Genomic DNA, 13,682 nt, shown 5'->3' on the forward strand with positions numbered 1-13,682 from the left:
TCCAACTCGGCTTTGGTCTCAGTGAGTTCATCAGGATTCACGCCTGAAAATTAACAGATCCCAGCGACGATTAACAGCCGACACGCCCAACCTAACTAAGTACTACTAGTGGCTCGCGCGTCCTGAGAGCGTATTCAGGGACGCCGTGGTGAATGCCCGCACGGTCTCCCGCCAGAGGTTAAGGAGCCCCAGAAGGTTCTCCCCGTCCTCGCGGTGAGCAAGGATTTCCATCTGCAGCATGGACAGCACTCCGGTGCGCAGTTCTGTGTTGAAGTTCACCTTCCCCACCCCACGCGCCGGTGCCTGTGCCAGGTCCTGGGCAGCCAGTCCGGACGCTCCGTGGAGCACTACAGGGGCGTTGGTTCTGCTGGTGATGTCGTCCAGTACATCCCAGCGGATCCGGGGCTCGCCTGCGTATCGTCCGTGCACATTGCCGATCGCAACGGCGAGCAACTGCGCCCCGGAACGGGCCACAAAGTCGGCCACCTGGTCGGCATCGGTGAGCCCGGAGGCGGTCAGGGCAAAGGCCCTGTCCTCGTCCCCGGCTAGACCCCCCAATTCCGCCTCCAGCACGATTCGGGGGTCGTTGATGGCGTCCCGTGCCGCCCGAACCAGCCGGATGTTCTCCTCGTAGGTCAGAGCCGAGCCATCCACCAGGACGGCGTCGGCGCCTGCGGCCACTCCAGCCAGGATGGCCGCGATTTCACCGGCATGGTCAAGCTGGATGGAAACGGGAACCGCGGCAGCGTCGGCAAGTCCTCGCAGAGCACGGATGAGACGAAGCCCAGCCGCCGAAGCGGCCGTCTTGGGTGCAACGAGCAGGACGACCCCCGCCCCGACGTGTTCGGCGGCTTCCACCACGGCCAGCGCCGTCGTGAAGTCGTAGCAGGTGAAGGCGGGCACCGCCGCTCCGCCGGCGAGTGCGGTCCGGACGAGGACGTCAAGTTGAGTGCGCATATGAGACTTCCTTTGTGTTGGGTCAGGACCGTTTGGATGGTGCGAGAACCTTGATGATGGCGGAATCATCTGCCGCACCCAGGCCCTGCGCCTGGCCCAGCAGGTAAAGCTGTTCCGCGGCAGCGGCCAGCGGGGAGGGCAACCCGGCGGCGCGCGCGGCTCGGCCGACGATCCCCATGTCTTTGACGAAGATGTCCAGCCGGCTGAGCACCTGGGCACCATCCTCGTCGTACGCCTGGAGGATACGAGGGCCGCGGTTGGACAGCATGAAGGAGCCAGCGGCCCCGGCCTCAAGCGCCTCGAGAGTCCTCGCCTGGTCCAGGCCAAGGGCATCCGCCAGCGCCAGCGCCTCCGCCGCTGCCGCAATGTGCACACCGCAGAGCAGCTGATTGACCGTCTTCAGCGCCTGGCCGTCCCCGGGCTTGTCTCCAACGATGGTGAGAGTGGAGGCAAGGCACTCCAGAACGGGCCGCGCCCGTTCCAACGCCCGGGGCTCGGCTCCTACGATGATGAGCAGGTCGCCTTCGCTGGCCCGCAACGGTCCTCCCGAAAGCGGTGCGTCCACGAGGGCGACGTTCAGGTCGGCCAACCTCTCCGCCGCCGGGATCGCATCCCTGCCGACGGTGCTGGTCAGGATAACGACGGAACCAGGCGACAGTGCTTCGGCCACTCCTGTTGCACCGAAGAGCACGTCATTGAGTTGCTCGCCGGTTCGCACGGCGACTAGGACAATTCCAGCTCCGGACACGGCGGCAGCAGCAGAATCGAAAGTCTCTACGCCGGCGGCGGCAGCCAGACGTCTCCGATTCTCATGAAGGTCGAAGCCGTTGACTCGGAACTGCCGGACCAGCCGGGTGGCTATGGGTAGGCCCATCGCACCAAGGCCCAGAACGGTGACGATGGCCTGACTGGCCTGACTGTCGATCGGCGTTTGCATGGTGACATCTCCCGAAGATTGATGGCTGAAGACGCTCAAGTTCGCACTGCGCGCGTGTCTGACATCTTATCTTTAGTAAGATCTGAAGAGCGCGCGGGTCAGCGCGCTGTTGCCGCACCCGTCGCGTGTGTGTCACACCGTAAGCTGAACGGGAAATTCTCGGGAGGAGAGCAGCCATGGCACGTCAGTCACTGGTGGGCATGGTATCGGATGACCTCCTGAACCGGATCGTGTCCGGTGAATTCCCGCCCGGGTCCACCCTGCCGGGCGAGCTCGAGCTCACGGCGCAGCACGAGGTCAGCCGAATGACGGTCCGCGAGGCCGTCAAAACCCTGGAAGCCCAGGGCGTGGTCCGGATCGAGCGCGGCCGCGGCACCTACGTGAATGAGTTGCGGCGCTGGACATCGATGGGGGCCGTCCTGCGCGCAGCCGCCGAGGGCGAGAATGACGCCACTGCAGCGGTTCAGCTGATCGAACTGCGCCGAATGTTGGAGTCCGGTGCCGCCGAACTCGCTGCCACCCGCATTACCGCGGAAGAACTTGAGAGCATGCTCGAGCACGTGACAGCAATGGGCGAGGCTCACGAGGCCAACGATGTCGGCCGCTTCGTCGAAGCGGACCTCGCATTCCATGACGTGATCTTGCACGCCTCGGGCAACGTATTTGTAGCCGTCCTTTTCGCACCGCTGTCACACGTGCTTTCAGCACGGCGCGCTCAGACCTCCAAAGTCGTGCAAATTCAGGCGAACGCCCTCCGCGAACACGCCCAAATACTTGAAGCTCTGGCCTCCGGTGACCCCGAGCGCGCGCGACTCGCTATGGACAGCCACATGGCCCAGACCATGAGCGATCTCAAGACCTACGTTCTTCACATTTGAATGCCAGCAACGTAATAGGAGGTACGCAGTCTCTGTACGACGTCTGCAGCAGGCGCACGGGAGCCTCCCGCCCATTCACGAACGGAGCGCGTGTTCGACCCGGCCCGGGTAGGCAACGAGCTGGGCGCCGAGGATCTTGCGCAGGACAATGACGCTCCCGCCGGCGTCCAGCCACACAGAGTCCTGGTAGCCAGGCTGGCGGGCGCGGGGATACTCATGCCCGCAATTGGTAGGAATGTCGATGCGGGCAGGTATGGTGGTGCCGAGGCTCACAAGACTCACAGATCCAACAAGACTCACAAGATACACAGCCACTCACAAGGAATCCACCATGGAGAACCCATTCCGGCCCTCAGCCGGCGCGACACCGCCGGAAATCATCGGCCGCGGAGGCCTCCTCGACGAGTTCGACTACGGCCTACGCCTGGGCTCAGGGGCGCCGGGACTCCTCACCATCTTCACCGGTGCCCGTGGCATCGGCAAGACCGTCATGCTCGGTGCCGCCCACGACATGGCCAGGGAACGCGGATGGGCCGTGATCTCCGAGACGGCCACGGGCGGTTTCATGGGGAGGATTGGCGAATCCATGCGCCAGCTGGCCGAAGAACTCGGCAACGGGCCGCAGGGTCGCCGGATCACAGCGGTCTCCGCCGCCGGTTTCAGCCTCACGACAGAGCTCCCGCCCGAACGCCAAGTCGCCTGGCGGAACCTCGCCGAAGAACTCCTCCGGCTCCTCCAGGGCCATGGTACCGGTCTGGTCATCACCGTGGACGAAATCCACGCCGCTGACCGTGCTGAACTGGCGCAGCTGGCCGCCAGTGTCCAGCACCTGATCCAGGACCGGCTTCCCATCGGGCTGGTCTTCGCCGGCCTGCCGGCCGCGGTGTCGGACCTGCTCAACGAAGGCGTGGCGACGTTCCTCCGCCGCGCCGACAAGATCGACCTGCATGCGGCCGCAGTCCGGGACGTGGAGACATCGTTCGCCGACACGTTCGCGACGGCGGGGTTCAACATCTCCCCGGCCCTGGTCCGGCAAGCCTCTGAAGCGACTGGGGGATACCCGTTTCTCATCCAGCTGGTCGGCTACTTCCTCTGGAGGGAAGCCGAAAGCAACGAGGGCGCGCTCGATGCGGAGTCGGTCGGCAGGGCCATTGAAGCCGCCCACCGACGCAACGCACGCACCGTGATCGAAGCTGCTCTCTCGACAGCCTCTCCCAAAGACATGGAATTCCTTCATGCCATGGCCAAAGACGACGGACCGTCGGCCGCCGGCGACATCGGGCAACGGCTGGGCGCCAAGACAAACCTTGTCGCCAACTACCGGACACGGCTCCTGGCCGCCGGACTCATTGAATCGGTGGGGCACGGCAAAGTCGACTTCGCCATCCCCGGTCTACGCCGGTATCTCAGTTCGAAGGCCACGGACTGAGCCGCCGACCGAGTCTGGCAACGTGTCGGCGAGGTCGGCGAGTCTGCCGGCTATCCATGGGCGGCAAAGGAGCGAGCGGCCGAAATGACCTTCGGGCCGATTTCGTCCAGTGGCTCGCCACGCAACAACGCAGCCGGGGACTGGTCACCCAACTGCGGGTTCATTCCCTGGAACCACGCCTGGATCGTCTTCGCGCTCTCGCGCTCGACGAGAATGCCGGCAACGTAATAGGAGGTACGCAGTCTCTGGACGACGTCCGCACCAGGTGCGCGGGAGCCTTCCGCCCATTCGCGCACGGAGCGCGTGTTCGACACCCGGCCGAGGGAGGCGACGAGCTGGGCGCCGAGGATCTCGCACCGGCACGATCTACTGCCTGGTGGATGATTCCCGCGAGTCCTCGACGAGGTCGCCAACGTGTCCCCGCTCCCGCAACTCCCGAACCTAATGAGCGACGGCGACGGCCGCGGCCTCCACACTTGGATCTTCGCCCAATCCATGTCCCAGCTCGTCGGTAAATGGGGACCAGAAGCGGCCACCACGATCTTTGAGTCCTCGTCCGCGAAGATCATCTTCGGCGGCCTCGCCGACGAAACCTTCCTCGAGAAGATCTCCCGACTCATCGGCACCCACCAGGTCACCCAAACCAGCAAATCCCTGCAACGAAACGGCGCAGGCCAGGGCACCACCTCCACCTCCACCAGCGAGCGGGAAGAGCGCCGGATGAAGGTCGAAGACATCCGCAAGATCCCCGAGGGCAAAGCCCTCCTGCTCTACCGCAGTGTTGCGACGACCGCTAGAAACCGCCCGTACTCGTGGGCTATTTGCCCGGTCTGGCAATGCGGCGAATCGCTGACCTGCACGCAGGCGAAGCGAAGACCGATGCCCGCGACGCCGCGATCATCGCGCAAGCCGCGAGGACGCTCCCGCATGCGCTGCGATCGCTTCAGCTCGCCGATGAGCAGGTCGCGGAACTCTCCATGCTCTGCGGCTTCGATGATGACGTCGTCGGCCAGATCACGGCTACGAGCAACCGCATCCGAGGGCTTCTCACCCAGATCCACCCAGCGTTGGAGCGGGTCCTGGGCCCGCACTTGGATCACCCGGCGGTGCTGGACCTGCTGCAGCGATACCCGTCACCAGCAGCCATGAAAGCAGCCGGCACGCTCCGGCTGGGCAACCGCCTGGTCAAGCTCGCACCTCGGATGGGCCGGCGCCTCGCCGAACAAATCACCCAAGCGCTGAGCGAGCAGACGGTCGTCGTGGTCGGCACGAACGCTGCCAGCACCGTGCTCCCCAGGCTCGCGGAACAGCTCGCCGCGCTGCGCCGACAGCGCGCGGAGATCGCGGTCGAGGTTGAACGGCTCGTGGAGGCTCACCCTCTTCATCCCGTCCTGATCAGCATGCCCGGAGTCGGGGTCAGGACCGCCGCCAGACTCCTTACCGAAGTCTCCGGGAAGGACTTCGCGACCGCCGGCCACCTTGCCGCTTACGCCGGCCTTGCCCCCGTGACAAGGCGCTCCGGCAGCTCCATCCGCGGTGAACACCCGTCCCGGCGAGGGAACAAGATCCTCAAACGGGCTCTGTTCCTCTCCGCGTTCGCGGCGCTCCGCGACCCGGTTTCACGGGCCTACTACGACCGCAAGATCGCCCAGGGCAAGCGCCATAACCAAGCCCTCATCGCCCTCGCCCGCCGCCGCTGCGACGTTCTCTTCGCCATGCTCCGCGACGGCACGCTCTATCAAACCAAGCACCCACTCGCCGCTTGACAAAGACATAGGGGCACCCCCCTTGAGTCAACTGACCTCGGGGCAGTCCCTTCACAACGTCCTTGGGAGTGACAGCTAGAGCTTTCGCTCCCCACCGAACGACCAGTGACTTCGAGGCACACCCTCGACTACTACCCAGGTGTTCTCTCGTGAGCTCTCGCCGCACACGGACACCACAGCTTCGGTCACCGCCGATGTCAGCCGGCCCGCAAACTCATCATCCGACAAGCGGTCTTCGAAGACCTTCACAGTCACGAACGGCATTGTCTTTCTCCTTCAGTATTGGGGCAAGGCAGAATCGGGGGCAGCCGACCTACGACCAGATCTTCGCGACCTGCGCAGCGTGTTCGTGCCGGGCCTCGAGCGCCTGATCCATCGTGACGGCCACGAAGCGCGTCTTTGTGCCCGGCGCACACCGCGCCACAAGATCCATGTCGGTTGAAATCACGGTGGCGACCATCGCGTAGCCTCCGCCCGACACCGCGTCGCGGTGCAGGATGATCGGCTGGGTGCCGCCCGGAATCTGGATCGAACCCACGGCATACCCGGCATCCACAATGTTCGACGGGTCCTGGCCGGCGCCGAACGGCTGTTCGCGCTCCCGCCACTGGACACCCGGGCCGCTGTAGCGCAGACCCATCCGGTCGGCAACCGGGGTCAGTGTCCACTCGGCGTTCAAGAGGTTGTCGATCCCCTCTGGGGAGAGGTGATGGTCGTACAGGCCGAGCATGACGCGCACGCTCACATCGCGCGAGAAGACCGGCCGGTCTTCCTCTGCAATCGTTGACAAAACGGGCAACCCATTGTCAATCGGCGCACCCACGGGCAGCACGTCATTGGCGGCGAGCGCCCTGCCCTCAAATCCGCCGATTGCCCCAATCGGGTAGGTGGAGCGCGACCCGAGTACCGATGGCACGTCTATGCCGCCGTGCACGGCAATGAAGTATTTCGTGCCGCCTTGAATCACGCCGAACCGCAGCTCGTCTCCTGCCGCAAGCGCCAGGCGTGCGTACTGGGGGGCAGGCATGCCGTTGATGAACACGTCGACGGGCGCGCCCGTGACGGCAACTATGGCATCCGTCGTCGTCACAACCCTGGGGCCGATGTAGGTGCACTCGAGCACGGCCTCTGCAGGGGTATTGCCAACGAGGCGGTTACCGAGAGATGCGGAATACTGGTCCATGGCCCCGCCCTGGGGGATCCCGTACCGGTAATAACCGATCCGGCCCTGGTCCTGCACTGTGGTGGAGAGGCCTGGCTCTCGAATTTCAAATGCCATTGAGCGCCTCCAGAAGCGTCGCCTTGTAGCCTTCGGGGTCAGCGAGTGCCGCTGCCAGATCAAACGAAACCGGCGCCTGCCGATAGGTGAATGTGCCCGCCTCGACCTCGGCTTGAATGCGCTTGTATTCGGCCTCGTCGACTGGCTTGAACTTGACGATGTCGCCGGGCTTGAAGAAGACCATGAAGTCCGCGAAGTCTGCCAGCTCCTGACCCGGGTCGAAGATGGGAGCGGCGGCAACACCGAACATCTGGTAGCCGCCCGCGCCACGCACCGAGTAGATGCAGCTGAAGCATCCGCCGTGACCGATCGTCAGGGCGGGGGTATCGGTGCGGGGGCTGAGGTATTTTGGCACCTCGAGCTGGTGCTCGCGGTCGACGAGCTGATAGAGGAACGGCAGACCGGCCACGAAACCAACCATGGAAACGAGCCAGGGCGATTCGTGGTGCCGCTTGATGAATTCGGCGGCGTCGGCAAGATTGTTCACTTCGGCGGCATAGTCGAGGTCGTTGCCCTCGGGCCGCTGGTGGTAGCCGGCACGAAAGCGCGCACCGGTCTCGTTCGTGTACGGGTCGTTGTACCAAACGGGAATTTCAACGATGCGGGTTTCCAGCACTTGCCTGGTGGATGCACGCACCTCTGCCTCGAGGGAACGCGCCACCTGTTCGAGCTCGGCGGGTGGGAGCGTATCCGGGTTGAAGCGGATCAGGAGTGACGCATTTGCGGGGCAGATGTCGATGACCCCGTCCAGTGCCTTCGCTTCGAGTGCGTTCGCGATGCTGTTCGAGATGAAGTTGGCCTCGAGAGACATCCCTTCCGCGATCTCAATGAAGAGGAACTCGTCGCCGCCCCACGTGTAGCGCGCCTGGGATTGTTGCGTCATGCGGGTACTCCCAACAAGTCGGGTACGGATTCGATGTAAGCGGTGTGGTGGGTGACCTGACGGAAGTCATCGAGTGCGACGAGCGTGCGCAACAGTCCTGCGGTGGTTTTGACACCCTCGATGCGCGCCTCGCCGAGAACTCGTTCGGCCCGCGAAATCGCCAGGTCGCGGGTGGGCGCCCACACGATGATTTTGCCCAGCAGCGAGTCGTAGAAGGGGGCCACGGCGTTGCCCGCGATGAAGCCGAAGTCGACTCGCACCCCTGGTCCACCTGGCAGGTGGAGGGAGGAGATCACTCCCGGGCTGGGCATGAAGTTGTTGCTGGGGTCTTCGGCGTTGATTCGGAACTCGAGCGCGTGCCCGGCGAAGGCGACGTCCTCCTGCGAGTAACCGAGCTTCTCGCCGGAGGCGATGCGCAGCTGCTCGCGCACGAGGTCGATGCCCGTGATCGCCTCGGTGATGGGGTGCTCGACCTGAAGCCGTGTGTTCATCTCAATGAACGCCACTTCCTCGGTCTCGGGATCGTAGAGGAACTCGACCGTCCCGGCGCCGACGTAGGAGGTCTGACGCGCAAGGTCAACAGACGAGTCCCGCATCAGCTGACGCACATGGTCCGGCAGCCCGGGCGCCGGAGCCTCTTCGAGCACTTTCTGCTGGCGGCGCTGCATGGAGCAGTCACGGTCGCCCAGGTGCACATAGGATTCCCCGTCACCAAAAATCTGCACCTCAACGTGGCGGGCTTTCGTGACAAAAAGTTCGAAATAGACGTCTGACGAGTTGAATGCGGCGAGCGCCTCCGCCTGCGCGATTCCGACCGTGGAAACGAGGTCGGCGGGGCTTGCCACCAGGCGGATCCCCCGGCCACCACCACCGGCGGACGCCTTCACGACCAGCGGGTACCCAATTCCGGCAGCGATGCTGACAATGTCGTCGTCGTCCCGGAGCGCCCCCTCCGTGCCGCGCAGCGTGGGAACGCCGGCGTCGATCGCGGCTTGACGGGCCCGGGACTTATCGCCCATGAGTTCGATGGATTCCGGTGACGGGCCGACCCAGGTGATTCCAGCTGCGATGACCTTGCGGGCGAATGCCGCATTCTCCGAGAGGAAGCCGTAGCCGGGATGCACCGCGTCGGCGCCACTCTCAATGGCGGCTTTGAGGACGGCGTCCTGGTTGAGATAGCTGAGGCTGGCGGGCGCCGGTCCAATGACGATAACTTCGTCGGCGAGTTCCGCGGCGTATGACGTCTTGTCGGCCTCGCTGACGACGACGACGACGACGATGCCCATTTCATGGGCGGTGCGGATGATGCGGACCGCGATCTCGCCGCGGTTGGCTACGAGCAGTTTCTTCATGAAGTAATCCCGTGATTAGGGTGCATCGTTGGCACTAGTTGGTCACGGCGATGACGTCACCGGGGTTGACCATGCCGAAGTCTTCAATTTCAAACCTCGTGAGGATGCCGGCGGTCTCGGCGCGCACCTCGCTGAACTGCTTCATGATCTCGATGAGGCCAATGGTCTGGCCCGCCTCGACGGTGTCACCTTCGTTCACGTAGGGGTCTTTGCCGGGGCCGGGCTTGCGGTAGAAAATACCGGGCAGCGGGGAGATGATGTTCTCGCTCATGTGCTCTCTTTCATTGGGAGATCTTGGGTGGCACAGGCGCTGTCGGCGCTTCGCGTGCGGTGGGTCCAGGTGGGTCCAGGTGGCTTCAGGCAGTCAGTCGCGCAGCGCCGCGCGGACTGCCTCCGCGACCTCCGGCGAGTTGGGAGTGTCCGAGTGGACACAGACGCTGCCGAAGGGAATTTCGAGCAGCGTACCGTCGACCGCGGCAACCGTGCCATTTTCGAGCACGCGACGCACACGTGCCGAGGCTGCTCCGGGGTCGGTGTGCTCGGGGCGGCGAAGGATGATGAGTCCACCCTCCGGGTTGTAGTCCAGGTCCACATACAGCTCGCCAACAAATTCGACGCCTTCACGCTCGGCCACGCGCTGGTGCGCGCTGCCGGCGATCCCGAACACGGGCACCCCGTAGGTTTTTGCCACGTTCACGGCGCCCTGCATGAGGGCTTCGTCACGGGCGAGCATGCCGTAGAGCGAGCCGTGGGGCTTGATGTGGTTGAGGGGCATGTCGTACTTGTCGAGAAACCCAGTGAGAGCGCCGACCTGGTAGCGGATGATGGACTCAACCTCTTCGGGGTTGAGCTTCATTTCGCGGCGGCCGAAGCCGACCAGGTCGGGCAAGCCAGGGTGTGCACCGACGCGAACGCCGTGCTTCCTGGCCAGGGCCACTGTGGCATCCATCGTGTCCGGATCACCGGAGTGGAATCCGCAGGCGACGTTGGCCACGTCGATTAACGCCATGAGGGCCTCGTCGTTGCCGAAGCTGTGGAGACCGAACGCTTCGCCCATGTCGGAATTAATCAGAATTTCTGAACGTCGTTGTGCAGGGAGCATAAACTCACGCTACGCCCGCGCCCCGAGTCGCTCCCAGTAGGCAATTGCCCTAAGCTTTGAGCTAAATTTGTGCAGGCTTACAAAAAATGAGGTTTTGATGCGCGTTGTTGACCTTCTCCTTGAGCCTTCCCTTCAACTCCGGCTCCAGACGCCATCAACGAAGGCTCGGCTTGAGCGCGAAGTGAGCGGCTGCTCACCTACCGAACTCATGGATCCAACCCCTTACCTCGATCCCGACTCGCTCCTGCTCACCAGCGGCATCGGCATGAACTTCAGCGAAGAACGAACCTGGGATGCCTTCGTCGAGCGCCTGGCCGACGTGCCCGTTTCGGCGATCGTTTTCGCGACGGGGATGGCCCACCGGGTGCTTCCGCCGGGGCTCGTCACCGCCTGCGCCACCTACGACGTGCCGCTGCTCGAAGTCCCCTCCGTCGTGCCGCCGCTCCAGGTGGACCGGCATGTCGAAAGTGTCATGCAGGCAGAACGCCTCGCCGTCGTGAACCGCGGCTGGACCCTCGCGGACGAGTGCGCGCGGCTCGCGAACAAGGGCGCCGAAGTCGTCACCCTGCTCGCCGCAGTCTTCGACACGGTTCAAACTCCGCTCGCGGTTTACGACGCCTACGGGACGGTGATCGCCCAGTACCCGGAGATCGTGTCCTGGGCACCCGGAATCAGCAAGAAGCCCAGGGCAGGAGTACTCAACATCCCCCTCCCCATGGGGCTCAACAACCCGTGCCACCTCGCCGTACGGCAACCCGATAATGACACTCCGCTGGCATCACTTCTCGGGCCGGTCGCGTCTATCATCGCGCTGCAGCTCAATCGCTCGGTCGTCGTCGACGCGAGCCGACACCAGGAAATCAAGCTCCTCGTGACCGTTTGCGAGGCCTGGGAAGAAGCGACCCACACCGACGTCACCAAAGCATTCAACACGCTCGGGCTCGACCGGCGCTCCGAGACCACCCTCCTCGTCGCCGACATGAGCGGCGAATTCGCGTCCACGTCCTGGCAGCTCCGAGTCGCATTGCATGACACCTTCCACACGGTGCGCGTTACCGAGTTCGACGGCCGACTGGTCGCCTTTGCGCAGCTGCCGCGGGAAGACTTCGACACGGTCGCCCAGCGACTCCTTCGGATCCACGCCAGACAGCCGCTCGTCCTTAAAGCACCCACCACAAGCCTCTTCGAGTTGCGGCTCTCGGTCGCTCACGCGCTCGACCTTGTGCGACACATCGAGCGGCCTCAGCTCGCGCCAGAGCTCGGGCTGAGCGCCGTCGTCACCGCGACCGCGGGCCGTGGGGCGCGTGAAGCCGCGCACAGGTTCCTCGCCCCGCTGGTCGAACATGACAGCAAACGCTCAAGCCAACTCCTCGACACACTGAGCACGTATCTGCGCCATAACGCCCAACCGTCCCGAACGTGCGACGCGCTGTTCATCCACCGCAACACGCTCAACTACCGGCTTCGCCAGATCGAGAACCTGCTCCGAGTGCAGCTTGACACCGTCGACGGCCAGGCCACCAGCCTGTTTGCGTTGCGCCTCGCGGGCCTCGAGACGCACTAGTCAGTAACTCCGCCGACGCGGCCGTCGCGGCACGGGCGGGCGCATGAAAAAGGTGGGGGCACCCCGAAGGGCGCCCCCACCTGTGTGAGCCGCGGCGGCGGTTACCGCTTGACGCGGAGCGCGGTTCTGGAGGAAGTGCCGTTCCAGAGGAGCGCGTAGACAACCGCAGCAACAACCGCAGTGGTGATCGGGCCCCAAGTCGCACCCACACCGGCCAGGTCCGGGTTGATCGCCCCGAGCTGGAGCATGAGGATGCCGATGGCTGTGGCCGCGATCCAGGCGATGAGGCCCGAGTTGTTGAATGAGCGGTAGTGCGCGTCGCCGAGCATGCCATGTTCTTCATTCTTGCCACGGTTCAGCAGAATGTGCGTCAGCGCGATCGCCACCCACGCCGTGACCAGAACGCCCTGCCACGCCAGCGCGAGCAGGATGTACTGCACGATGGGCAGCAACATGAGCAGGAAGATGATCAGCGACGAGATGAGCACCCAGACCAGGTTGGGCAGCTTGACGCGGAAAACGCGCTCCCCGAATGACTTGAGGTTTGCTGCACCGAGGTAATAGTTGGCGGTGTTGATCCGGGTCTGCGAGACGAAGACGACGATCAGGCCGAGGATGCCCATCATGGAGACGAGACCGCCTGCCACGCCGGTCTCCGAGACCTCCATGCCGGGAATGGTGAAGGTGAGGAAGATGCCCACGATTGCGCTGAATCCGTAAGCGACGATGTAGAACAGCCAGCCGAAGCTCCAGCGCTGGTGGAACTTGATGTCTTTGCGCTTGCCGAGGGCCGCGTAGTCCATGGTGAACATCATCATGATCCACACGCCCATGTAGCCGGCGAAGGTGGCCAGCCAGCCGGGTCCGCCGACGGCGAGCGGCACAGCGAGGTCAGCCTGCTGCGTGAGCCAGGTGTCGGTGAATCCGTACTGCACGCCTGCCCAGATCACGGCGGCAATGAGCCCGCCCAGGTAGATGGGCAGGAGCCATCCGTTGAGCTTGTCGATGAACTTGCGTGCGCCGCCGAGGATCAGCGGCGTGGAGTAGACCACAACAATCAGGTACCACATCCACGTCGGGCCGCCGAATGCCGTCTGGAAAGCGTAGGCGACGATGGATCCTTCGAAGACCGCGTAGTAGATGGCGACGAGGGCGAAGATGATCGTGGCGATGGACGAGCCGGCAGTCCCGAGAATGGTGCGCGAGAACAACGCCACGGTGGTGCGGTTGTTGATCGCGTACTTGGCGAGCACCCGGTTGATCAGACCGTAGACGAAGATCGTGAGCACGAGGCCGATAACAGCGTTGAGGGTGCCGTAGGCCATCGCCATGGCGGCCCCGATATAGACGAAGAACATCGCGCTGGCGACGCCGTACCACGCCATCGAGAGCGAGCCGCGAGTCATCTGATCTTCATCGTTGCCCTCTCTGTAGAGCGCATCCGTGGCCTCAACGGTGTCGTTGCTGCCGGTCAAATTCAAGTTCACTGTTACCTCCGATAGTGACAGGCGCGAACGGCCGGAACGTCGTTGTGG

General features: G+C 64.1%; 14 protein-coding genes and 2 pseudogenes. 5 read left to right on the top strand and 11 right to left on the bottom strand.

Going from position 1 to position 13,682, the window contains the following annotated elements:
- Nucleotides 1-105: 105 nt before the first annotated feature.
- Both E3T54_RS09630 and E3T54_RS09635 read right to left on the bottom strand, forming a co-directional pair.
- Entirely contained in the window at nucleotides 106-957 is an 852-nt protein-coding gene (locus tag E3T54_RS09630; protein ID WP_134475487.1) for a class II fructose-bisphosphate aldolase, read from the bottom strand.
- 22 nt (nucleotides 958-979) lie between these two features.
- Nucleotides 980-1,894 (bottom strand): NAD(P)-dependent oxidoreductase, encoded by a 915-nt coding sequence (locus E3T54_RS09635; RefSeq protein WP_134475540.1) that lies wholly within the window; start codon nucleotides 1,892-1,894, stop codon nucleotides 980-982.
- 176 nt (nucleotides 1,895-2,070) lie between these two features.
- On the opposite strand from E3T54_RS09635, the gene E3T54_RS09640 reads away from it, so the two are divergent.
- A complete protein-coding gene (locus E3T54_RS09640; RefSeq protein WP_134475488.1) occupies nucleotides 2,071-2,772 on the top strand; it encodes a FadR/GntR family transcriptional regulator in 702 nt (233 codons plus the stop codon).
- Between the two features lie 75 nt (nucleotides 2,773-2,847).
- Here the strand turns inward: E3T54_RS09640 and E3T54_RS09645 are convergent, their stop codons facing one another.
- Nucleotides 2,848-3,045 carry a hypothetical protein gene (locus tag E3T54_RS09645; RefSeq protein ID WP_134475489.1) on the bottom strand — a complete coding sequence of 66 codons (198 nt, stop codon included), beginning with the start codon at nucleotides 3,043-3,045 and terminating at the stop codon, nucleotides 2,848-2,850.
- A 58-nt stretch (nucleotides 3,046-3,103) separates the two neighbouring features.
- Here E3T54_RS09645 and E3T54_RS09650 point away from each other — a divergent pair, with 58 nt between their 5' ends.
- Nucleotides 3,104-4,201 (top strand): ATP-binding protein, encoded by a 1,098-nt coding sequence (locus E3T54_RS09650; RefSeq protein WP_134475490.1) that lies wholly within the window; start codon nucleotides 3,104-3,106, stop codon nucleotides 4,199-4,201.
- 50 nt (nucleotides 4,202-4,251) lie between these two features.
- On the opposite strand, the gene E3T54_RS09655 is transcribed toward E3T54_RS09650, so the two are convergent.
- Nucleotides 4,252-4,515: a hypothetical protein gene (locus E3T54_RS09655; protein ID WP_198414457.1), complete on the bottom strand. Its 264-nt coding sequence runs from the start codon at nucleotides 4,513-4,515 to the stop codon at nucleotides 4,252-4,254.
- Between the two features lie 130 nt (nucleotides 4,516-4,645).
- Between E3T54_RS09655 and E3T54_RS17690 the strand changes: the two are divergent.
- Nucleotides 4,646-4,918, top strand: a pseudogene (locus E3T54_RS17690) (TraM recognition domain-containing protein); the annotation flags it as partial.
- An 89-nt stretch (nucleotides 4,919-5,007) separates the two neighbouring features.
- Nucleotides 5,008-5,967, top strand: a pseudogene (locus E3T54_RS09665) (IS110 family transposase); the annotation flags it as partial.
- Nucleotides 5,968-6,042: 75 nt separating this feature from the next.
- On the opposite strand, the gene E3T54_RS17695 reads toward E3T54_RS09665, so the two are convergent.
- The 6 genes from E3T54_RS17695 to pxpA all read right to left on the bottom strand — a co-directional run bounded on the left by E3T54_RS17695 (nucleotide 6,043) and on the right by pxpA (nucleotide 10,583).
- Nucleotides 6,043-6,231, bottom strand: coding sequence for a tautomerase family protein (locus E3T54_RS17695; protein WP_092323296.1), 189 nt, complete (start codon nucleotides 6,229-6,231; stop codon nucleotides 6,043-6,045).
- Between the two features lie 49 nt (nucleotides 6,232-6,280).
- Complete coding sequence (locus E3T54_RS09675; RefSeq protein ID WP_134475493.1) at nucleotides 6,281-7,246, bottom strand: biotin-dependent carboxyltransferase family protein; 966 nt, start codon at nucleotides 7,244-7,246, stop codon at nucleotides 6,281-6,283.
- The gene (locus E3T54_RS09680; protein WP_092323293.1) at nucleotides 7,236-8,129 is read right to left on the bottom strand and encodes an allophanate hydrolase subunit 1; all 894 of its coding nucleotides are present in this window, start codon (nucleotides 8,127-8,129) and stop codon (nucleotides 7,236-7,238) included. The genes E3T54_RS09675 and E3T54_RS09680 overlap by 11 nt, the downstream gene beginning before the upstream one ends.
- Entirely contained in the window at nucleotides 8,126-9,481 is a 1,356-nt protein-coding gene (locus E3T54_RS09685; protein ID WP_134475494.1) for an acetyl/propionyl/methylcrotonyl-CoA carboxylase subunit alpha, read from the bottom strand. Before E3T54_RS09685 ends, E3T54_RS09680 begins: the two co-directional genes overlap by 4 nt.
- A 34-nt stretch (nucleotides 9,482-9,515) precedes the next feature.
- Nucleotides 9,516-9,752 (bottom strand): acetyl-CoA carboxylase, encoded by a 237-nt coding sequence (locus tag E3T54_RS09690; protein WP_134475495.1) that lies wholly within the window; start codon nucleotides 9,750-9,752, stop codon nucleotides 9,516-9,518.
- Between the two features lie 93 nt (nucleotides 9,753-9,845).
- Nucleotides 9,846-10,583, bottom strand: coding sequence for a 5-oxoprolinase subunit PxpA (gene pxpA, locus E3T54_RS09695; protein WP_092323289.1), 738 nt, complete (start codon nucleotides 10,581-10,583; stop codon nucleotides 9,846-9,848).
- 97 nt (nucleotides 10,584-10,680) lie between these two features.
- Here pxpA and E3T54_RS09700 point away from each other — a divergent pair, with 97 nt between their 5' ends.
- A complete protein-coding gene (locus tag E3T54_RS09700; RefSeq protein ID WP_134475496.1) occupies nucleotides 10,681-12,147 on the top strand; it encodes a PucR family transcriptional regulator ligand-binding domain-containing protein in 1,467 nt (488 codons plus the stop codon).
- A 101-nt stretch (nucleotides 12,148-12,248) separates the two neighbouring features.
- Here E3T54_RS09700 and E3T54_RS09705 read toward each other — a convergent pair whose 3' ends face one another.
- Nucleotides 12,249-13,634: a cytosine permease gene (locus E3T54_RS09705; RefSeq protein WP_092323286.1), complete on the bottom strand. Its 1,386-nt coding sequence runs from the start codon at nucleotides 13,632-13,634 to the stop codon at nucleotides 12,249-12,251.
- Between the last annotated feature and the right edge of the window lie 48 nt (nucleotides 13,635-13,682).

Origin of the sequence: Cryobacterium sp. Sr8 (genome assembly GCF_004403225.1) — a bacterium.
GTDB classification, from domain to species: Bacteria; Actinomycetota; Actinomycetes; order Actinomycetales; family Microbacteriaceae; genus Cryobacterium; species Cryobacterium psychrotolerans.